General features: G+C 52.9%; 17 protein-coding genes. 2 read left to right on the top strand and 15 right to left on the bottom strand.

Annotated elements, in window-relative coordinates:
- Positions 1-5: 5 nt before the first annotated feature.
- On the bottom strand, positions 6-824 hold the full coding sequence (locus ACOQPU_RS10765; RefSeq protein ID WP_420645109.1) for an arylamine N-acetyltransferase: 819 nt from the start codon (positions 822-824) through the stop codon (positions 6-8).
- A gap of 70 nt (positions 825-894) precedes the next feature.
- The gene (gene modA, locus ACOQPU_RS10760; protein ID WP_420645108.1) at positions 895-1,680 is read right to left on the bottom strand and encodes a molybdate ABC transporter substrate-binding protein; all 786 of its coding nucleotides are present in this window, start codon (positions 1,678-1,680) and stop codon (positions 895-897) included.
- Between the two features lie 245 nt (positions 1,681-1,925).
- On the opposite strand from modA, the gene ACOQPU_RS10755 reads away from it, so the two are divergent.
- Positions 1,926-4,478 (top strand): tetratricopeptide repeat protein, encoded by a 2,553-nt coding sequence (locus ACOQPU_RS10755; protein ID WP_420645107.1) that lies wholly within the window; start codon positions 1,926-1,928, stop codon positions 4,476-4,478.
- 340 nt (positions 4,479-4,818) lie between these two features.
- On the opposite strand, the gene ACOQPU_RS10750 is transcribed toward ACOQPU_RS10755, so the two are convergent.
- From ACOQPU_RS10750 to ACOQPU_RS10690, 13 genes are all read right to left on the bottom strand, one after another.
- Positions 4,819-5,991 (bottom strand): hypothetical protein, encoded by a 1,173-nt coding sequence (locus tag ACOQPU_RS10750; RefSeq protein WP_420645106.1) that lies wholly within the window; start codon positions 5,989-5,991, stop codon positions 4,819-4,821.
- A gap of 96 nt (positions 5,992-6,087) precedes the next feature.
- Complete coding sequence (locus ACOQPU_RS10745) at positions 6,088-7,470, bottom strand: MFS transporter (RefSeq protein ID WP_420645105.1); 1,383 nt, start codon at positions 7,468-7,470, stop codon at positions 6,088-6,090.
- Complete coding sequence (locus tag ACOQPU_RS10740) at positions 7,467-9,107, bottom strand: serine hydrolase domain-containing protein (protein WP_420645104.1); 1,641 nt, start codon at positions 9,105-9,107, stop codon at positions 7,467-7,469. The genes ACOQPU_RS10745 and ACOQPU_RS10740 overlap by 4 nt, the downstream gene beginning before the upstream one ends.
- The gene (locus tag ACOQPU_RS10735; RefSeq protein ID WP_420645103.1) at positions 9,104-10,408 is read right to left on the bottom strand and encodes an MFS transporter; all 1,305 of its coding nucleotides are present in this window, start codon (positions 10,406-10,408) and stop codon (positions 9,104-9,106) included. Before ACOQPU_RS10735 ends, ACOQPU_RS10740 begins: the two co-directional genes overlap by 4 nt.
- 477 nt (positions 10,409-10,885) lie before the next feature.
- Positions 10,886-11,020 (bottom strand): hypothetical protein, encoded by a 135-nt coding sequence (locus tag ACOQPU_RS10730; protein WP_420645826.1) that lies wholly within the window; start codon positions 11,018-11,020, stop codon positions 10,886-10,888.
- A gap of 107 nt (positions 11,021-11,127) precedes the next feature.
- A complete protein-coding gene (locus tag ACOQPU_RS10725) occupies positions 11,128-11,490 on the bottom strand; it encodes a hypothetical protein (RefSeq protein ID WP_420645102.1) in 363 nt (120 codons plus the stop codon).
- Between the two features lie 53 nt (positions 11,491-11,543).
- Complete coding sequence (locus tag ACOQPU_RS10720; RefSeq protein ID WP_420645101.1) at positions 11,544-12,806, bottom strand: dihydrolipoamide acetyltransferase family protein; 1,263 nt, start codon at positions 12,804-12,806, stop codon at positions 11,544-11,546.
- A gap of 147 nt (positions 12,807-12,953) precedes the next feature.
- Positions 12,954-15,398 carry an alpha-ketoacid dehydrogenase subunit alpha/beta gene (locus tag ACOQPU_RS10715; RefSeq protein WP_420645100.1) on the bottom strand — a complete coding sequence of 815 codons (2,445 nt, stop codon included), beginning with the start codon at positions 15,396-15,398 and terminating at the stop codon, positions 12,954-12,956.
- 290 nt (positions 15,399-15,688) lie between these two features.
- Positions 15,689-16,546 (bottom strand): aldo/keto reductase, encoded by an 858-nt coding sequence (locus tag ACOQPU_RS10710; protein WP_420645099.1) that lies wholly within the window; start codon positions 16,544-16,546, stop codon positions 15,689-15,691.
- Between the two features lie 46 nt (positions 16,547-16,592).
- Positions 16,593-17,264, bottom strand: coding sequence for an IS630 family transposase (locus ACOQPU_RS10705; RefSeq protein ID WP_420645815.1), 672 nt, complete (start codon positions 17,262-17,264; stop codon positions 16,593-16,595).
- A gap of 140 nt (positions 17,265-17,404) precedes the next feature.
- Positions 17,405-17,722 (bottom strand): helix-turn-helix domain-containing protein, encoded by a 318-nt coding sequence (locus tag ACOQPU_RS10700; RefSeq protein WP_420640548.1) that lies wholly within the window; start codon positions 17,720-17,722, stop codon positions 17,405-17,407.
- 53 nt (positions 17,723-17,775) lie between these two features.
- Positions 17,776-18,417 (bottom strand): family 16 glycoside hydrolase, encoded by a 642-nt coding sequence (locus tag ACOQPU_RS10695; RefSeq protein ID WP_420645098.1) that lies wholly within the window; start codon positions 18,415-18,417, stop codon positions 17,776-17,778.
- A 136-nt stretch (positions 18,418-18,553) separates the two neighbouring features.
- On the bottom strand, positions 18,554-20,572 hold the full coding sequence (locus ACOQPU_RS10690) for a heterodisulfide reductase-related iron-sulfur binding cluster (protein ID WP_420645097.1): 2,019 nt from the start codon (positions 20,570-20,572) through the stop codon (positions 18,554-18,556).
- Positions 20,573-20,816: 244 nt separating this feature from the next.
- On the opposite strand from ACOQPU_RS10690, the gene ACOQPU_RS10685 reads away from it, so the two are divergent.
- Positions 20,817-22,142 carry a cellulase family glycosylhydrolase gene (locus ACOQPU_RS10685; protein ID WP_420645825.1) on the top strand — a complete coding sequence of 442 codons (1,326 nt, stop codon included), beginning with the start codon at positions 20,817-20,819 and terminating at the stop codon, positions 22,140-22,142.
- Positions 22,143-22,153: the final 11 nt, after the last annotated feature.

Genomic DNA, 22,153 nt, shown 5'->3' with positions numbered 1-22,153 from the left:
ATGTCTCAATCGTTCGGGTAGTTGTGTTGGGTGAGGGCAAAGGCGCGTTGCACAACGGCCGTTTCCATCCCAAAATGCAAGGCGACGCTAGTCGCCACATCACCCTCAAGAACTGTATCAAACCTTTGCCCCCAGTCAAAGCGGTTGAGTGCCCACGGCCGTTCTGCCATGTTGAAGCGCCACTGTTGGTTGTTAATCACTTTGTTGAGGATGACAAAGTCGAGAAAGAAGCCATTTTCACCATAATCATTTTCTGTCGCTGCCCGGTAGGTGCCATCGTCTATTGGCTCATCAATTAGGGTAAAGACGACGGGTTTGGGATGAGGGCGTTGCTCGATTTGGTAGGTGGCATGGCCAGACGGCCGTACCGCATATTGCAAAAAGGGCGACCGCCGATGCATCACCCCGCGACTGCTGATGGGCAGCAGCGCATACAGCGGAATGCCCACATCCACCAGCCACTTTTGCCCGTCCAAAATAATAACGCTGGCTGTGTGGCAGCCAATCGAATCCCCCATGTTGTTGATGGTCAGATAGCCTTCATACCCTATCGTTTGCAGCAGGGCAAAAAAAGCGTAGTTGCTCTCGAAGCAGGTACCGCCTGCACCTTGCGCCATTGCCTCTTGCCAGAACTGCTCCGGCCAGCGCGGGGCTGGCTTTTCGGCCCGCTGCACAATGCGAAAAACGCTTTCCCACGGAACGCTGCGGTAATAGGCGGCCAGCAGCTTTTCCAAAGCGAGCAGGGTAGCAGGCACTCGCTTTTTAATTCCCAAAAAAGCCAGCACCTTGTTTGTGAGTTCATCATTCAAGTTGTTTGTTGACATAAAATATCCTAGCAGCCTTCAAGGTTAATTTAGTAGGGGCAGACCCCCGTGTCTGCCCCTTGAGCGCATGTTAGTTCAGTCGCGGTGGGTCAAAGCCCCACTTGCCCAGGATGGCTTGTCCTTCATCACTGAGGACAAACGCAATGAACGCCTGTGCCAACTCAGGTGAGGGCGCGTCTGCCAGCGGAGCGATTAGGTAGCTAGCGACCACATTTTGCGCCGCTGGGATAGGTATTTTCTGCACCTGGCTGGCAATATCTGGCGTCACGTCCGACGTGTAGACGAGGCCCGCATCCGCTTCGCCCAGCGCAATTTTGGCCACAATCTGGCGCACGTTATCTTCCTCCGAAACTAGATTACCGTAAATTCGTGACTGAAATTCGGCAGGCAGGCTGGCGACGATGTCGTCGCTGTATTGGCGCACCGGCACGCCCTCCACTGCCAGAATGAGCTGCACACCGGGCTGGGCTAAATCTTCGAGGGCAACAATGCCCGCCGGATTGTCAACCGGGACGATCAGGGTAAGTTGGTTGGCAACAAATAGCGTCTCGCTGCCCGCCGCAATGCGCCCCGCCTCTACCGCAGTTTGCATTTGGGCCGGATTGGCCGAAGCAAACAGGTCTGCCACCGCGCCCTCTCGTAGCTGTGCCGCCAGTTGGGACGATCCGGCAAAGTTTAGCAATATCCGCACCCCGTCATGCTGTGCTTCAAACGTTTCTGCTAGCTCGTTGAAGGCATCGGTGAGCGATGCGGCGGCAAAAACGGTGATTTCCTTAGGGGCGGCGGTGGGGCGATTTGGGCCGCAGCTTGCCAGGAGAATAGCCAGCAGCCCGAAAATAAAAGGTTTGCTTTTCATAGTCCAAATTCTATAAGCAGTTTAGGGTCTGCACAAAACGGATACTCGATGCTGCATTGAAGTTTGCGCCTGTTCTGGCTACAATGTAAATCATCATAGGACTTACGCATCTGCCCTAACTAGACTACAAAAGTCTTGAGGCTCATAAGGTAAATCCCGGAGAGAACGAGACTTTTGTAGTCTTCATTGCGAAAGTCCTGTCATCGTTATCCTGTGCCAATCGCCAATTTTAGGGAACCAGCAGCATGAATGAATCGCAAAAACCAGACCGATCACACCAAACCAGCAGCGGACAGGCCGACTCGGCTCCTTCCACTCACACGGAAGGGGATTATATGGTCGGGGATAAGGTTGGCGGCGATAAATTTGAGGGTGACAAGATTACCTTTAACATAAACTATCCCGCCCCGAACCAACCCGCTGCTGACCCCGAAACTCAAGAAGGTGTGCGTGTCTACGAACACGGCCGTTACAACCTCGCCAGCCAATTCGTGGGGCGGAAAAAGGAACTGCAAGAGCTGGACGATTGGCAGGCCGATGCCAGCCGCCCCATGTTTATCATCGTCGCCCTGGGCGGTACGGGCAAAAGCGCTCTGACCTGGCATTGGCTGGAAACAATCAAAGCGCAGGCTGAGCAGCCGTTTAAACTCATCATCTGGCACGGCTTTTATGAGACGGGGCAGGTAGACACCTTTCTGACCGACGTGCTTGAATTTTTGGATGAGAAGCCGCAGGAACTGGGCAGCAAGCGGGTTCAGCTCAACCGGCTGCTGGAGCGATTGGCCGCCGTGCCTGCCCTCATCGTTTTGGATGGGGCGGAGCGGCTGCTGCGGGCCTACGGCGGGATGAACGCCGCGTACCAGGGGGATGAAGAACAGCAGGTGCAGCGGGCGCTTGAATGTGTCGATCCCGTTGCTGGCGAACTGCTGCTGGGGCTGTCTCAGTTGGGCAACGGCAGCAAAACGTTGATGAGTACCCGCCTGATGCCACAAGAGCTGTTGGGGCGGGGCGGCAGGCTGCCCACCCGCGTTGGCCGCCGCGATTTAACCGGGCTGGACCCGACCGACGCCGTGCGCTTTTTTAGCGAATGGGACATCCAGACGACACCCGCCGAGGTGAAGGCGGTGTGCGAACCACTGGAGTACCACCCTTTTTGCATGGCTCTGCTGGCTGGGACCGCCGCCCACGATTTTGTAGCCCCCAACGACCTGCGCGCCGTGGCCAACTACGACCCGACCCACGACCTGCTGGGCCGGCGGCAGCATATCTTGCAGCGCGCCTACGACAACTTGCCCCCCGCCGCCCAACTCACCCTGGGCCGCCTGGCCGCCTTCCGCGCTGCGGTGTCGTGGGAAGTGATTGAAATCGCACTGGTCAATCCACCAAAACAAAAATGGTGGCAAAAATTGTTCGGCAAAAACAAACTGCCGAAACAAAAAGACTTCCCGCCTGACAAAGCTGCTATGGAAGAGACTTTGCTTCTCCTTGAACACCGTGGCTTGCTGCAACGCGCCCAACAACCAGCCACAAGCGACCAGCCACCAACTACTACATTTGACCTCCACCCCATTGCCCGCCGCTACGCCTACGAGCGCCTGGCCGACCGCACAGCGGTGCATGGGCAGTTGATTGTTTATTTTGAGGCCGCGCCCCAACCGTCCAAAGTAATCAGGCTGGCCGACCTGGAACCAACAATTGAGCTTTATCACCACCTGGCCCGCGCCGAACGGTACGATGAAGCCCGCGACCTTTTCAGCGATCGGCTGCATAGTGCTCTGTATTATCACTTGGGCGCGTATCAAGCCTACATTGAATTGCTGCGAGCCTTGTTTCCCGACGGGGAGGCTAAACCGCCCCGTTTGAATAAGGAAGGGGACCAGGCATGGACGTTCAATTCGCTAGCTATTAGCTATAGTGCAGAGGGACAGCCAGGAGTGGCCGTTCAGCTTTGCCAACAAGCCGTTGACATCTACGAGAAACAGGGCGACAAAAAGAGTACAGCTGTTGCCCTTGGCGATCTGGCAGACGATCAAGCAAAAATTGGCGCGCTGGCGGAGGCGGCCGACAACCTGCGCCGCAGGATTGCTCTCGGCCAGGAAATTGAAGATCGTTTTTCTGAGTCGGTAGGGCATCAGGAATACGGCCGTTTGCTAGCCACCTGTGGCGATTGGGCCAAGTCTGCAACTGAATTGGACAAATCATATGTTTACAACAAGGAAAACTCTGATTATCAGGGCATGAGTCTTGATTGGGCTTACCGGGCGCTCTCTGCCCTGCTGCAAGGGGACGGCGTAGCAGCGCAAAGCGCGGCTCAGGAAGCGCTGCGCCTTGCTGATAAGCACGGACCAGGTTACCCAGTCGAGCGGGATTACGTGCAGGCGCATTGGCTGCTGGGCTGGGCGGCGCTGGTGCAGGGTAACTATCCAGAAGCTCAAACCCGGCTCGACGAAGCACTGCGCCGCTGCCGGGCCATTAACCTGGTTGAACTGGAACCAGTCATCCTGCTGTCCCAGGCCCGCCTGGCTCGTGCCACGGGGCAAGCAACCCGTTCGCACGCCTACGCCCAACAAGCCCTCACCATTGCTCAGCGTTCTGGCTACGTCCTCCACCTGGCCGACTGCCATAACCATCTGGCCCACCTGGCCCTGGACGCGGGTGACACCGCCGCCGCGCGCAGCGAGGCACGCGCCCATGCCCAAACCGCCCGCGACTACGCCTTCTGCGACGGCCCACCCTACGCCTACCAATCCGCCCTCGACGAAGCCGAGCGGCTGATCAACACCCTCTCACAAGCTTAACCTCTCATTGCACTTGTCATTCCGCGCAGGCGGGAATCCATTTAATTGTAAGAGTGGATACCCGCATTCGCGGGTATGACAGGGTAGAAATTTTGGCTCATGAGTAGAAAGTGTGCGTCAATGTGACAGTCACTTCTGAAGTGACTGTCACATAAGGGCAATTCGCACACATTTCATAGATGAGCCGAAATTTTTATAAAGGAACAACTCTAATAATCTCCCACAGGCTTGATCCAGGAGCAAGGACATAGCGGAACTTCTACACAATAAAACATAAAACGGCCGCTGCACCGGGGATGGGGCAACGGCCGTCTTGAGAAGAAGAGGCAAAATTTAAGGGTTAGTCATTGAGATGCTTCTCAACCCGATCGCGCATCACCTGCATCACGGCGGGTGGCCCGCTCATCTCTAGCCAGACGTCTGATTCAGGCTCGAACCGCAGCACAAACCGAGCGGTGGGAATATATTTCTGCGCCAACGGAATGTATTGCAAAATGGTTTCACCCAGTTCTGCGGTGTAATCCAGCTTCATTTTCAGGCAATCCTCACCTAAGTCTGCGTTAGTTGTGGCCTCGGTAATTTGCTTGCCCAGTGCGCCTAGATTGATCAACTCAGAATCATCGTGTCCACCAACCTGATCCAAAAAAGGAAAATCTTCTGGCGAGATGGGGATACGCACCAGCGGCTTCACAGGCACTTCGCTGACCCATTCGTTGGAGAGGCCACCTGCTGCCGACAAGGGCATGCGGCGGAATGTTTCACGCGGCAGCACGTACAGCGTGCCGCTGTGCCAGGGCTCTTTATCCAGCCACTCTTGATTGATGGAAAAGTTGTACACGCTAATTTCATCACCATCATCGTTTTGGAAATATTGCACGCCGTTGCGAATGGAGCCAGGGAGCTTGCTGCGGTTCACCACAGCAAAAAAGAGGGGCCAGAGGCCATCGTGAGTGCCGTAGATGCCCTGCACATTGCCGCGCCCGCTTTTATCTTTCAGCTCCATCGAGGTGCGCCGCGTACTAAACTCTTCGATGTCCCCCTTGGCGGAGCCGTGGAAGATGAACTTCTCTTGGGCGGCCAGGTAGCGCAAAAATTCATGTTTGGGGTAGGGGAGGGTGTAGTTGAGAGGACGGCCGTTTCCCCCCAACACTTCATCCAACAGCGCGGCAAAATCTGCTTCCTTGCCTGCATCCAACTTCATTTCTGGGGGCAGCAGCCCTTGCCCGGTGGGAATGCCCGGCTCTGGCGGCGGCGTGGGGCTGTAGGTGAGTTCAAATTCATCCCCCACTTTGATGCCTGTGGGTGTGCTGTCACTATCGAGTTGGAAAACGGCCGTAATTCCCGCCATTGGTCCGCGCACAACCGTGAAGGTATGCGGTTCCCCGGTCGGTTCCAGAATCATCTCATATCCTTCTGGCACGCCTGGGGCAGAACTTGTGAGACGGCCGCTTCGCACCCGCACATCCAGCAAAAAAGTATCTAAATTGTAATACCCTTCATATTTTTGCAGCATCTGTTCGTTCTCCCAAGATAATAAAAATCGAAGATGGAATTACTCAGAGCAAAGAAAAATCTGAGTTAATCTGTGTAATCTGCGGATTTTCATTCACTAGGCAGCTTCAATTTGCGGATTTTCGGCTGGTTCAGCATTGCTTTCTGGCTCTTCAGGTGCCATTTGCTCGTGATCGGGCAGCAAATCTTCGGCATTGCGTACCACGTTGAACGAGAAGGCAACCAGCACCACCAGGCTGGCCATCACCCCAGAAAAAACCATCATCAAGCCCATGCCCGCGCCGCTGCCCGTGCCTACTAGCCAGCCAAACGTGCCGGCCAGTGCGCCCCCTTCCTGCATGGCGGGTTCCATCACGAAATCAGCCAGCGGACCAGCTATAAGCTGCGCCACCGGAGCCGACACCCAGGCAATGAGGCGGCGAATGGCGAAAACGCGCCCCTGCACATCCGGGGCAACCTTGGCTTGCCAAATGGCCTGATTCGAGCCATTGATGAGCGGCACCAGAGCCGACATGATGAAGCCAGTTACCAACCAAATTGGCACGATTTGCCCCGCCCCAAAAATAGATTGGGCCACGCCAGAAATGACCCAGCCAATCACCACGCCGTGCACCAGCCGCTTGGGGCCGCCCCAGGCACTCATCACCAAGCCACCTACCACGCCGCCAATGGCCGAGGCAGACTGCACGGAGCCGAAGATTAGCTCGTTGTTGCCGGTGCGGGCCAAAATCATGGGGGCAAAAACGGTAAATCCCAGCGAAACCATGAAGTTGGCCCCAAAAAAGAGCAACTGCAATCCTAGCAGGCTGGGTCGTGCCAAAATGTAGCGGAAGCCGTAGGCAGATTCTTGCCACAGGCTGCCCCGGCTCTCTTTGCCCGCTTCGGTTTGTTTAGGATTGGGAATATTGACGACCAGCAACGCCCCGATGGCGACGGTAAAGGTGATGATGTCGATAGCAAAAATAGCGTTCATGCCGAAAAAGCTGAGCAATGCGCCCGCCAAAACCGGGGCAAAAATACCAGACCCGGATTCTGCCAAGGAGATCATGCCGTTGGCGCGGGCGTACTGCTTTTTAGGCAGCATCGTGCTGATGGCAGCAGAGTAGGCGGGCCATTGGAACGTTTGAAAGGTGCCAGAAATGGCGGCGGTGATGTACAGATGCCATACTTCTAACAGTCCGGTCGCAAATAAAATCAGGACGATGATGGTGACTACGCCGGAAGCGAGATCACTTACCATCATCATCAGCTTGCGGTCGTTGCGGTCCACAATCGCCCCAGCCATCGGGCTGACGATGAGCAGCGGCACCATGAAAAAGAAGCCGATGAGCGCGAGATCAGTAGCGCGGCCGGTCTGCTCAAACGCCCAAATGGTGAGGGCGAAGTTGGTCATGCTGGTGCCCAGCAAGGAGACAAGCTGGCCAATCCAGACGATGGTGAAGCCGGTCATGCCAGCGGGTCGTTTGTTTTCTGTATTCATAAGCACCTAGCCAAAATATTTTGCTCAGAAATGAAGCCCACGATGGTATCACCTTCGCGCAAAACCTGGAATTGATGGGTTTGGCCGTAGGCTAAATGGTAGGTTGCAAGGCTGTTCGCGGTGATAGGTTGGGCAACGGCCGTAAATATCGCCTCATTCGCCAATTCTGTAAGCAGCACCCCCACGTTTTCCCCACCGCGCCAAATTGTTACAAAACAGAGGCTTTCCTCTGAGCCGCGAAATTGGGCAATTGCTTCAATTGCCTCTGGCATGTAGAGCGACGGCCGTACGCCTAAAACGGTCATCTCGGTGGGCTGGATGGCTTGACTAAGCGTTTCCCAGGTGCGTAACACGCCTAGCGTACGCCGCTCCCGGTCATTGAGCGCGGCCAAAAGTGGCTCGGTGTTGCCTGCCAATGCCGCCGCCATGATGGTTTCGGTTTGTTGGAGGGTTTGGTTGTAAACGGCCGTTTCCGCTGCATCCAACCCCAACAACCAATTGAGCCCCGTCTGGTTTGTGGGTGTTAGCTGCAAGGCACTGTTTTGTACGGCCGTCTGAACCAGACCGCCATCCGGCAGTTGGTATTTTCCAGCCAATGAACCCAACGGACAGGGAGGTGTGGCGGGCAGCTTGGGGGGCAAAGGAACGCCATCGCCAAAAATAAGTGCTTCCAGCGGCTCTTGCAGCGTCATGATGAGGACATCGCCATGATAATCGGTGTTGCAAAAGAGCATGAGCGTGACATCTGCATCTACCCAGCGGCGGAAGAGGGCACTGCTGCCGTGGCTGCTGGCGCCGTTGTGCTGAAGGCAACGGCCGTATTCCGTTTCCACAATCCGCCAGCCATACCCATACTCCCGCTGCTCCGGCGTGTACATCTTTTGCTTCACCTCGTCAGACAAAATCCCATCGCCCAGCAAGGCCATGTGCCAGCGGAACATATCCTCAGTGGTGGAGAGCATGTCGCCATTGCCTAGCAGGTTCCAGGATGGGTACGCTTTTTCCAGCGGGGTGCCGAAATCGTTACGGTCGTTGTACCAGTGCGCCACGTTCATCTCTGACCAATCGGGCAGGCGATAGCCCGTGTGGTGCATTCCAGCAGGCGTGAAAAGCTGCTCTTGGAGGAATTGTTCATACGGCCGTTGCGCCACCTGCTCCACAACCGCTGCCAGCAGTGTGTACCCCGCATTGGAATATTCATAGTCGCTGCCGGGCGGAAACAGTAGCTCAGATTCCAAAATCTTGAGGACCGTTTCCTCTTTGTCGGCCATCTCATAATCTTCCCCGGTGTAATTGAGCAAGCCAGCCGTGTGGGTAAGCAGTTGGTGCAAAGTGATATTGGCTTTGTCAGTCAGAACGCCGGGGAAAAATTTGCTGATGGGGTCGCTACTGTGCAGCTTGCCGAGCATCTCTAATTTCATGATGGCAGCGGCTGTAAACTGCTTGGTCACAGAGCCGAGGCTAAACACCGCTTGGGCGTCGTTTGGCACCTTTTGGGCGCGATTGGCCAGCCCGTACCCTTTGTTGAGCAAAATCCGCTCATCCTTTGCCAGCAGGCAACCACCGGCAAAACCAAACGGCGTGATGCGGCTCAAATAATCATCCAGCCGCTGGCCAAGTTCGCCTTGCACAATCATATGTTGCTAACTCCTGTTTCTGGCTGAATCTCTTCGGAGGGTATTTTCTCATCAGGTGCGGATGTGGTGTCGGAACGGCCGTCTTCCACCGTGAGCAGCGCGGGAATAAAGAAACCGCTGAGCGCAATTAAAGTGGTTCCAAAACCAGCCACAATGAACAGAGGGCGTACCCCGAATTGATCAGCCAATGGGCCAGCAAGCACGAGACCTAACGGCGTCATTGCCGAAGCCAAGCTGCCAATAAGCGACATCACCCGTCCCTGCATATCTGGGGTTACGGCAATCTGAATAATGGCGCGAATTGGCCCATTTGCCATCGCAATCATGCTGCCGGCCACTAAGCCACCCACTACTGCTAGCCAATACAGGTTGGCTGGGGCTAACCCTATGAGGCTAATGCCCACGCCCATGCCGACGATTCCCATTAGCGAGGTCAAAATGCGCTTTTTGAAGCCGCCCCATGCGCCCAAAACCAGTCCGCCCACAATAATGCCAACGCCGAAAATAGATTGCATCAGCCCAAATTCCCAGGCACCGCCACCAAAATAATCTGAAACAAGCAGCGGCAGCAGAGCGATAACAGGCGTGAGGACAAAATTTAGCACCATGGCCAGCAACATGAGGAATAACATGCCCGGCCAGGCCCACACATAGGCCAATCCCTGCCGTAGCTGCGTCCAGTATGACGCCTTCTTGCCGGTCGCTGTCTCCTCAGCGGATTTTTCCGGTTGCGGTACAGCAATGAAAAGCAGGGGGATAATGGCAAACAGTGCTGTCACAACATCTATGGCCAGGATGCCTTGCATGGGCAAGGCTGCCAGGAGCAGTGCGCCCAGCGGCGCACCGACGATGCCCAGGCCGCCTTCCAGCATCTGGTTAATGCCCTGAATGCGGGTCAGATGCTCATGCGGCACCATCAGTGAGGTAGAGGCTTGCATGGCCGGGCCGTGAAACGCGCTGCCCAACGAGCGAATAAACACGAGGGCAAAAATGTGCCAAATTTCAATTGTGTCAATCCAAAACAGGTAGGCGAGCAAGAGGGTGGCCAGGGCAATCATGCCATCAGCTGCAAACATCGTCCAGCGACGGTTCCAGCGGTCTACCAGCACCCCGGCAAAAGGGCCAAGCAGCACCTGGGGTAAAAATGCAACCAGCGAGGAGGTGGCCAGGATGGTGGCGGAGCCAGTTTCCTGTGTCAGCCACCAGACGATAGCAAACTGCACGGCGGCACTGCCCACCAGTGACAGTGCTTGCCCGGACCAGATGATAAAGAACGGCCGTAACGATTTAGGATTACTCATAAAATCCGCCTGTTTTTGCAAGAAATTACGATTATGCTTAAAAATCTTTAGCTGAATGCCAAGAATAATAAGCCTTGATATTAAGATTGTCAAGATAGTTATTGAAAAACATGATATTCTGCAAAAGATTATTGATAAATTGGGAAATTGGTGGAGATTTTGTGCGGAACGGCCGTAAAACAAAAAGCCATCCATGATTATTTCATAGATGGCTAGACATTTTTCTTTTAGATTGGACACCCCTGAAAGCAATATAATCACAAAACTAATCTTGTGGAGGATGCCAACCAGCCTGAACCCAGTAACTCCGAACAAGAAGCACATCTGGGTCCTCGCTTAAGTGCAGAGCAGAAACAGTGGCGCGGCCAACGGCCGTTTTGCCCAGAATCGTTAAACCGTTAACATCCCAAGCAAAATGCTCATGCCATATTTGTTGGCGTGGATTAAAGAGTGGTACCAGCTTATCTGTTTGGGGATCTATGGCCTCTGTTTGGCTACCTTTGTATTTATTGCAAATTGGGCAAGCCAGCCAAAGATTATCTTCATCACTATTACCGCACTATTACCGCCCTTTGCCAGGGGAATGATATGCTCAATTTCCAAACGAGCCATGGTGAGATGTTGTGGGCTAAGGCAGTAGCCACACCGATTTCGTGCAGCTTTACGAACTTTCTGCTTTAGCGTTGTAGGAATGTATTGGCGCACAGTAAGACTGCTTGTTAGTTAAGTGGAGGGATGAGGCCGCGCTCAGTAGCAATCTTTATTGCTTCTGCTTTTTGTACCATACTCTGACGGTAAAGCTGCATAAGTCCATCTAGCCGCATCTTGTCAGCAGCGGTTAATTGATTTTCGCGGTTTTTTGCTAGCAACTCAGACAATTCTGCTTGCTGCTGTGCTTCCATCATTGATTGTGTCAATGCCAGGATTTGTTCATCAGTCAATGATTCTAAAGATAGATGCTCGGCAGCATGATTTAGCCATTCAACCAGGATTTCCTCGACAGGTCTTTTGGTTTGCTTGGCAACTGCTTGGGCTGTTGAAGCTAGCTTGCTAGGAACTTGAAGCGTTATCGTTTGCATCATTTGTCCAGTATAGCATAAATTTAGAACAGAAAGCTGCCGCGTTCAGATTTATGCTACTGCCAGCTTTCGATTACCTGCTTAATGCTGCTGACGAAATCATCGGCCGTTTTGCCATCCAAAATGCGATGGTCGAAGGTAAAGCTGACGTAGGCCAACGGCCGTATCGCTATCGCATCATTGATCACCTTCACCCGCTTCTCAATTTTGCCCACGCCCAAAATGCCGCACTGCGGCTGGTTAATGATGGGTGTGGCAAACAGGCTGCCAGACGTGCCGTGATTGGTGATGGAGAAGGTGCCGCCCTGCACATCGGCGGGCTGTAGCTGTTTGTTTCGCGCTCGCGTAGTGAGGTCATTGATGGTACGGGCCAGTCCCAGCAGGTTCATCCCATCAGCACCCTTAATCACCGGCACAATCAGGCCATCTTCGATGGCGGCAGCCATGCCGATGTTGATTTCTCGCTTCAATTCGATACCCGCATCTGTCCAGGTGCTGTTGACCATGGGGTGCTGCTTTAGCGCAGCTACCGTGGCCGCCACAATGTAGGCGGTGAAGGTTAGATTGGCACCGTCACGAGCAAATTGTGCTTTGTGGGCGGCGCGATGTTTGGCAACGGCCGTAAAATCAAATTCAAATACGGTGGTTACGTGCGGGCTGGTTTGCTTGCTGCGCACCATATGCTCGGCGATGGCGCGGCGTATGTTCGTGAGCGGTACGATTTGTGACCCGGTGACCGGGTGACCAGGTGATGGGGTGACTGGAGCGGGAACCTGGGTTTGGATGGCGGGGGTTAGTTCGGGTACAGGCTGAATTTCTGGTTGGGTTTGGCGTTGGTCGATGTAGGCGAGGATATCTTTTTTGGTGATACGGCCGTCGCGCCCTGTGCCGTTGACCCTGTTTAAATCTACATCATGCTCGGCGGCTATGCGGCCCACGACGGGGCTGATGCGTCCTTTGTATTGCTTGGGTTGTGGGCGATGGCGAACGGTCGTTGCTGTTGCTGAAGTTGCCACAACAGGTTCAGGCGCCGGTGCTGCGTCTTTAGCTGGAGCTTCCCCATTTTGCGGCACAGTTTCACCCGGTTGGCCAATGGTGGCCAAAATGGTGCCTACGTCTACCGTTTCTCCTTCGGGAATCAAAATTTCCAGCAGCGTGCCAGCCTCTTCGGCCGTGGCCTCGGTTGTGACCTTGTCTGTTTCAATTTCAAGCAGCGGCTCATATTGATCAACTGCGTCTCCCACTTGCTTCAGCCAGCGGGAGATTGTCCCTTCAACCACACCTTCGCCCATTTCGGGCATAACAACTTTAAATGCCATTTGCTCCTCAACTGCATTCCCTCATTTGCCTGTTGCAAATTTTGGGCAAATAAATCAGCAGATTTCGCAGATTGGCAAGATTTTTATCTGCGTAATCTGCGTAATCTTTGATAAAAATCTCAACTTCACAGATTAGTAACGGTTTGCTTACTGATAAAAACTTGGAAAACTAGCTGGTTCGGCTTCGTTCATGATGTCGTAGACGGCCGTAAAAATGTCTTCGGCGTTGGGCTTGGAGAAGTAGTTGCCGTCAGAGCCGTAGGCCGGGCGATGTTCAGTGGCGGCCAGCGTGGCTGGTTCGCTGTCTAGCCAGTAGAAGCCACCCTGCTTCTCAATCACTTCCTGCATCATATAGGCGGTGGCTCCACCGGGCACGTCTTCATCCAAAAAGAGGATGCGGCTGGTTTTCTTGAGCGATTCGAGGATACGGCCGTTCACGTCAAACGGCAATAGCGAGCGCACATCAATTAGCTCCACCTCAATGCCCGTGCGGGCCAACATCTCTGCGGCGCGTTGGGCCACGCTCACCATTGCGCCATAGGTTACCACGGTTACATCATCCCCTTCGCGTACCACCTCTGGCACACCCAGTGGAATCGTAAATTCGGCCAGATTGTCTGGCACGCGCTCCCGCAGCCGATAGCCGCTTAATACTTCTACAACCAGAGCCGGTTCGTCGGTTTGCAGCAGTGTGTTGTAAAAACCCACTGCCTGCACCATGTTGCGCGGCACCAATACATGAATCCCGCGCAGTAGATGCACCACAGCCGCCATTGGGGAACCGCCGTGCCACACGCCTTCCAATCTGTGGCCGCGCGTTCGCACAATGACCGGGGCTTTTTGCCCACCGCGCGTGCGCCACTGGGTTGTGGCCAGGTCGTCAGACATAATTTGCAGGGCATAGGGAAGGTAGTCGAGGTATTGGATTTCAGCTAACGGCCGTAATCCCCGCAGTGCCATCCCAATCGCCTGCCCCAAAATGGTGGCCTCGCGGATGCCCGTGTCGGACACGCGCAGCTTGCCGTACTTCGCCTGCATTCCTGCCATCGACTGATTCACACCACCTAGCTGACCAACATCTTCGCCAAAGGTAATCACCCGTGGGTCGCGAGACAAAATTGCGTCGAAGGCGTGGTTGAGCACTTCGTACCCTTTCAGCGTGGTGGGCTTTTCACCGTAAATCGGCTTAATCTCTGGCACATTTTTGTATGATTCCCGTGATTGGCTGTACAGATGGGAGCCGTAACGCTCTTTGCTAATGGCTAATTGGTTGATGCGCCACTGAGCCAGTTTTTGGATGGCGGGGGACTGTTTGCCACGCACCAGCAGCAACGCTTGTTGAATGGCTTCCATGTTATCGCGACGGAAAGGTGACTTTTTCTCCATCAGCTTGCGCCGTAATCGTGCCAATTCCTCTCTTTGCTGAGATGTTATTTCAATTTCCTCGATGATGTTTGCGACTTCTTGCCGCTCTTTATAAATGGGCAGTGAGAAGGTTTTCCACAGCTTGGTGCGAATATTTTCTACCGATTTGCGCGTATTCCGCTCAATTTGATCCAGCTCGCCGGCGGTGGCAATGCGTTGATCAATGATCCATTCCCGCATCTTGCGGATGCAGTCGTATTCTTCTTCAAACTTCATCCGTTCTTCCGACTTGTACCGCTCATGGCTGCCTGAGGTGGAATGCCCCTGTGGTTGCGTCATCTCAATGACGTGGATGATGGCTGGGACGTGATCGCGACGGGCAATGTTGGCCGCTTTTTGGTACGTTTCTACCAGGGCCATGTAATCCCAGCCTTTAACTGTGTAAATGTCAAAGCCTTCTTTGCAGTTTGGTTCTCGCTGAAAACCTTGTAGTAGTTCCGTCAGGTTTGATTTGGTGATTTGGTATTCATTGGGCACGGAGATGCCGTACCCGTCATCCCAAATGGAAAGCACCACTGGAGCTTGCAGCACGCCAATGGCGTTGATGGCTTCCCAGAACATGCCCTCGGCGCAGCTTGCGTTGCCAATGGTGCCAAATGCCACTTCATTGCCGTTACGAGAAAACTGTGTGAGATGCTTTAATTCGTCCAGTTCGCGGTAGAGGCGGGAGGCGTAGCCAAGCCCCACCAGGCGCGGCATTTGGCTGCCGGTGGGAGAAATGTCTGATGAGGTATTGAATTGCTGGGTGAGGTCGCGCCAGGTGCCATCGGCGTTGAGGCTGCGCGTGCCGAAGTGGGCGTTCATCTGCCGCCCGGCGGAGTGTGGTTCAAGCGAAACGTCAGCAATGGCGTAAAGCTGGGCGAAAAATTGCTGGATGGTGGCGGCCCCAATGGCAAACATGAAGGTTTGGTCGCGGTAGTAGCCGGAACGAAAGTCGCCTTTCTTAAACGCTTTTGCCATCGCGAGTTGGGCAACTTCTTTGCCATCGCCAAAGATACCGAACTTGGCTTTGCCACTTAGCACTTCACGCCGCCCAATAATGCTGGCGTTTCGACTTTCGTTGGCGAGGGTGTAATCTCTTAAAATTTCGGCAGTGCTGATGAATATCGGCTCAGAATCACTGCCGTGCTCTAATTCCGGTTCAATCTCCTGTTTTGCGTCTAGCATGGGTGTGTGGGAACTCCTTGTGCGAATTGGTAACAACGGTTCGGTGTGGTTAATTGAAGGATACGATGGTTAGATTACTTTGAAAATTAAGATACGCCGTTCGCCATGTGGGAAGATGGGAAACGGCCGTCTTTTGCTTTTAATCGTGCAATATTATAGCCAAAATTCCGTGATCGTGAATACAGTTGACATAAAAATAATAATTTTGTGATGTATTGCTGCTTGCTGAGGCAGTGTGTACAGAATTGGTTTCTTCTGGTTGCAATTCTTTCGATAATGGCGTTACCAAATTAAACAAACAATGGTTCCATGTCGATGTTTTTCATTTTTTCAGAGATGGCAGCCTGGGAAACGGCCGTTTCCATTCGACTTGCCACCGCCAAAACCATTGGCAGCAATGTTGTGTCTCCAACTGTGTTTAGGAAAACGTCTGGGCGGCTAAGCACCCACTGCACGGCCAAATCAATTTCTGCCTGCGTGCTGAACGGTTGGTACCACGTGGTGTATGTTTTGGGTTTGTCGCCCCACGGGCCTTTGGAGAGTGCTTTGATGGTTTGTATGGCGACATTTTTTTGTTGGCAAACGGCCGTTAGCTCCTCGAAGTCGGCGGCATATTGCGGATTTTGCATCATAGTGGGATTGTAAGGCAGCAAAACCGAATCGAAATCAAATCGTGCCAGGCTTTTCAAATGCATCTGCGCCACATTAACGCCATGTCCCGTGACGCCCAAAAAGCGGGTCAACCCTTGCTCACGTGCCTCGATGAATGCTTCTAGCGCACCGTCGGGCCCCATTGCGGTTTCCCACTCATCCGGCTCTACGAGAATGTGCATTTGCCACAAATCAATGTGGTCCGTTTGCAAACGCTCCAATGAGCGGTGCAGCTCTTCTTTGGCTTCGCTGTATGTGCGCTTTTCAGTTTTGGTTGCCAGGAAAAATTCGTTGCGATGCTGCTTTAGCCAGGGGCCAACTCTTAATTCGGCATCGCCGTAAGAAGCGGCCGTATCAATATGATTCACCCCATATTCAAACAGCGAATCCAAAACCCGATTTGCTTCATCTTGAGATGCAGCCCACAAAGCGGCCGCACCAAACAAGGTTCGTGTGCTGTTGTGTCCTGTTCTGCCAAAAGGTATTTTTTCGATCATGAAATTATTTTCCTATTAATTTAATTACACCGTTAAATAAGAAGTATTAAGCTTTCTTGAATTTAGAATTTGCCTCATTAACAACCGAATAACGAGCATTTAGCTTTTTGCGGCAATCTTTGATGGAAAACTGCCAATTAATTTTGATGCGTTTTTGCGTTCGCTCAGGGATCAATGCCATCACTTCCGATTCTAGTTTCTCAATGGTCGGAATCCGACGATTAAGACAAAGACGCGTCAGTGCTGAAAACTCAATTTCAATCATGTTTAGCCAACTGGCCGATTTCGGCGTGAAATTGAATTCAAATCGTTGCGCTAAAGCAAACGCCTTGTCTGCAGGCAAGTTTTCGTAAAAAGCACTCTCATCATGTGTGTTCAGATTGTCCAAGACCAGACGAATCTTGATCGCATCTGGATAAGCGGCTGCTAAGGCTTGGCAAAACAGGGTGAACTCCTTTTTGGTACGCTGGCGATGCACTTGCGCCAAGCGGTTGCCAGTCAATGGTTCAATGGCAGCTAAGAGCGCACAGGAACCATTTTTTTCGTAGGCATAATGTTCTTTACGCACCTTGCCATTCTGCATAGCAATGGGTTGCATCACATCATCAATGAGAAAACAGGGTCGTTCATCAAAGCAGACAACCGGGTAAAGCGGATTGTAAGGCAAGGCATAAAGCCAAAGAATGCGCTCCATTTTGGCAATAAACCGACTGGTTATCTTGCCAATTACCCAATATCGTTTCAGGTGCGGTTTGAGTTCGTTTTTTTGAGAATGAGTCGCACTTCCCCATAGGAAATGGTCTCGACTAATTCCAACTCGATGGCTTTGTCAGCTAATAGCCGCAATGACCATTTCTCCTATCCTGCTGGCGGGTCAGAGCAAGCCAATGCTGTGATCTTGGCTCGTTGCAGTCCGTCAATGACGGTTGGGCGGCCTGGCCTTGGTTTGTCGGTTAAGACAGCCAACCCTGAATCCTGATATTTTTTGGCCCAGGTTGATACGGTTTGGATAACGACACCAACGATGGCTGCAACTTCTGTAAAGGTTCGACCTCGATCTAATTCGATGAGGGCGGTTGCTCGTTTAAAGGTTTTGGCGGGTAAACTGCCTTTCTTGATCAAGTTTTGCAAATAAGCTCGATCTGCTTCACTGAGGGTAACATGTTCTTTTTTCATCCTTCCAGCTTATCGAACTATTTGCTCATCAACAAGATTTTTACTTCTTTTATTTAACGATGTATTAATGGAAGGGGATCTAAATTGAAATTATCAAATTGAACTTGAACCCCGCCAACGCCCAAGGTGCGTACCATCAGGCCAATGTCACCGCTGCTGAACGCATCATCCGTTACGCGCCCCACTTCCTGATCGTTGACAAAGAAAATAAGATTTTGCCCTTCAGCCTGCACCGATAGTTTGTTGGTAGCATTCCCCTGGTTGATGACCGGAGACTCAAACCACCAATCATTTACAATGGGCTCTGCTTCGGTTGCCCCGCCATCTTGATACCGGCCAATCCAAACATACCCGTCACCAGAAATTTGGAAGGAATAGAAGTTGTCATTCTCATCATCCACACGGAAGAGCATCCCGTAAGCATTGTTATTGGGGCCAGCGACTTGGGTGGCTTCGACTGAAAAGATGCCGTCGCTGAAATCTTCACCCGCTGTGGTCCAACTGGTTAGCTCATCGGCGTTGACGGTGAAGTCAAACACGCCGTCGCGCACTTCACCAACCACGTCACCGCTGCTTTCTACCCGCCAGGTTCCAGGGGCATCAAAGGTTTCGGTATAACTTTGTGGACCAGTGCAGGCGGTAAGAACGGCCGTTACCAACAGAAAAACCAATACGCTTGCCAATTTTTTACGCATAATTGCCTATTTTCTCCATTCGTTTGAAATGCAGGTTGATAATACATTGGCTACACTTTTTTGGCGAGTTGTTTAAAACAAAACAGCCACCCGAATCGCTCAGGTGGCTGTTGCCTTGATTCAAGAAACAACAAACTTACTCCATCGCTTCCATCACAACTTGAGCCACATCTTTCACCTGCATCGGCTCACCTTTTTCGCGGTTGGCGTCTACCATCATCGTTGCGCAGAAGGGGCAGCCAACGGCGAGTGTTTGAGCACCCGTGCTTTGTGCTTCCTCGAAGCGATTCATGCTCACGGCTTCAGAGCCATGCTCTTCTTCCTTCCAATATTGCGCCCCGCCAGCCCCGCAGCAGAACGAGTCACTGCCGGTGCGATCCATCTCTAACAGCGTTGCCCCTGCCTTTGCCAGCGCGTCACGCGGCTCGGTGAGAACCCCGTTGTGCCGACCCAGGTAACATGGATCGTGGTAGGTGACGCTTTCCAGTTTACTCCCATTTAACCGCAGCTTGCCGCGCCCAACCAGGTCAGAAATGAGCTGCGTGTGATGGAACACATCATAATGACCGCCCAGCTCCCCATACTCTTTGCCGATAGTAGTGAAGCAGTGGGGGCAGCTGGTGACAACGCGCTTTTTGTCTACGCCAGCGGCGTTGAGCGTCTCGATATTGCCCAGTGCCATTTCGTAGTAGAGGTATTCGTTGCCAGCGCGGCGAGCGGAGTCGCCCGTGCAGGTTTCGGCATCACCTAGAACCGCAAAGCTGATGCTAGCGTGGTGCATAATGGTGGCGACAGCGCGAACCACTTCTTGCGCGTCTGGGTTAAAAGCACCGGCGCAGCCAACCCAAAGCAAATATTCAAAGTCAGGATTTTCTTCGACAGTGGGTACATCAAAATCGAGCGGCTTGGCCCATTCCATGCGGCCTTCGGTGGATTGCCACGGGTTGCCCATGCGCTCCATGCCTACAAACGCCCCTTTTAGCTCGTTGGGGAAGGCAGAGGCCATCAGCACCTGGTCGCGGCGAATATCCATGATGTCTAGCATGGGTGTGTTTCCGACGGGGCAAACATCAACGCAGTGGCCGCACGCGGTGCAGGCCCACACGGCACTTTCGCTAATGGCAAAGTCGAGCAAGGGCATGGTGGCCTCGCCGCCGCTAGCAAAATCGATCATGTTTTCGCGGATGTGATACCGCTTGTTGATTTCGATGGCGGCGGGGGAAAGCTCTTTGCCCGTGTTGTAAGCGGGGCACACTTCCTGGCAGCGGTTGCACATGATGCAGGCAAAGGCATCCACAATTTGGGTTTGTTCTAAATCAAAAAGGGTCGCCGCCCCGAACTGTTCAATTTCCTCATCTTCAAAATCCAGCGTGTGCATTTGGCCCAGATAGGTGCGGTCGGGGCGGGTCATAAAGTTGACTGGCCCCATGAACAGGTGGGCGTGTTTGGTGTAGGGGAAGTAAGGCAAGAACAATACGAGCGAGGCGATAGCAAACCACCAACTGACATGCCAACCAAAATCCAGGGCAAAGGCAGAACCGTTTGTTAGGAAAGTTTGGGCGACAAAATTTGAAACTGGCTGGAACGGGTCTGGGCCATGTTGGGCAATGAGGAAGGCAACGGCCATAATGCGGAAGCCGCTGTGGACGAGGATGAATAAAGCAACAATTAAAGAATCTTTGCTGATGCCGCCTTCACGCGCTTTGGGATGCAAGGTTACGTTTTCACGAGTAGTAAGTGCTGTGTCGCCCCAGGCGAAGCGGCGTACTATGAAGTAAAGGACGGCGATAAATACCAAAGCTCCTAAAATATCGGCAGCTAAACGGAAGATATCCCCTACAATATTGTCATGTAAAAACTCAAAGCCAGTGATGAGTCCTTCAGCAACTTCAACCGCATTGACCAGTTGATAAAAAATGAAGCCCCAGGCGACGGCATAATGGAAGATAGAAGAAAGTTTGCGGTGGCGAATGATGCGCCCTTGCGAAAAGAGGGCGACGAGGCCAGTCATGGCGCGGCGGGGTAACTCATCTAGCTTGAGCTTGCCCTGGCCACGATTGATGATTTTGATCATCTGGCCGAAGGTATTGATAGTGGCTACGGCGCAGACAAGAACTAAAAATGCAAATAGTACCTTCTCGATTGGTGATAACATGCGTATCCCTCTTGTTTATTTCTGTTGGAAAGCCGCCTGCTCAACGTGCCGCTGAGCTGGAGAAAAGTCTATCATACGGCCGTTTCCGTCGCAAAAGCAGTGACATTCTACATGATTATCTGACGCAGTGCATCATGAAAAGTGACAGTCACCTAATGAATGCTTTTCAGAAGAAAATAGTTAAAGGTGACTGTCACTTGAGGCTAGACTATAATCCTGCGCTATGTGGAAGCGATTGGTTGTAGTGGTTAGTGGCTTGTTGTTTTTAGTGGCGTTGTGGCCACCAGTTGGCTCTTTGTATGAACTTACGGGTGAGGACAAACCGTTGGCGCAACTGCGCGGCGTGGTGCATTGGCTGAATACGGCCGTTCGCCCCCAGCCCTTACTCGCACCAGACACCATTCCTGACCATGTAAACATTTCCCCATTTGGCGTCAACACCTTTTTGGAGCAAGAAGCTGAAATTGAAAAGCGTGCCCTCAGCTTGCAGATGGCCAACCGGGCTGGGTTTCAATTTATTCGGCAAGAGTTTGTTTGGGAAGATATTGAGATTCACGGCAAGGCGGATTTTGAAGATCGGCGGCATGAGCCGTTCCGCTCTGCCTGGGAAAAGTACGACAACATTGTCGATTTGGCGGAGTCGTTTGATATTGAGATTATTGCCCGTTTGAGCAATCCGCCTGATTGGAGCCGCTCGCTGCCAGTGGAAACCACAGGCTCTTTTGCGCCCCCGGATAATTATGAAGATTTTGGTGACTTTGCAGCGGCGGTAGCGGAGCGATACAACGGCCGTATCCGCTACTACCAACTTTGGAATGAACCCAACGGCAACGAAGAGTGGGGCATTCACCAACCCGTTAGCCCCGAGCAGTATACAGAATTGCTTTGCACCGCCTATCGTCGCATCAAAGAGGTGAATTCAGGGGCGGTGGTGCTGGCTGGGGCACTTACGCCTACCGTGGCCATCAACGACGCCAACCTGAACGACCTCATCTTTCTAGAGCGGATGTATGCGGCCGGGGCTGGCGACTGTTTCGACGTGATGTCGGCGCAAGGGTATGGGCTTTGGTCTGGCGCGCTGGACCAGCGGCTAAAGCCTAATGTCATCAACTACCCGCACAATTTGTATTTGCGTGATGTGATGGTGCGCCACGGGGATGCCGATAAACCAATTTGGATTTCTGAGCTAGGTTGGAACACGGTGCCAGAGGGCATGGATGCCCGCTTTGGCCGCGTGACGCCGGAGCAGCAGGCTCGTTTTGCTTTGGAAGCGTATGAACGAGCGCAATCAGAGTGGCCCTGGGTGGGTGTTATCAATTATTGGTTCCTCAAGCGCAAGGATGACAGTGAGATTGACCAATCGTTTTACTACTTCCGGTTGATGGACGCAGATTTTACGCCACAGTCGGTGTATGAGGCGTTGGTTGCAGATGTGCCGGAGCGTATTGAGCCATCCCCCAAACCGGCCTGGCAGTATGATTGGATGAGGATACGGCCGTTCCTCTTCATCCCTTCCCTCGCCATCCTCTTTTTTGCCACACTCCGCTGGTTAACCCCCGATGAGCCATAGTCCCGAAAATT

The organism is Candidatus Leptofilum sp., from assembly GCF_965223285.1.
In the GTDB taxonomy this organism is placed as follows: domain Bacteria; phylum Chloroflexota; class Anaerolineae; order Promineifilales; family Promineifilaceae; genus Leptofilum.
Note: the sequence above shows the minus strand (reverse complement) of the source record. Positions and strands in the feature narration are given on the sequence as shown.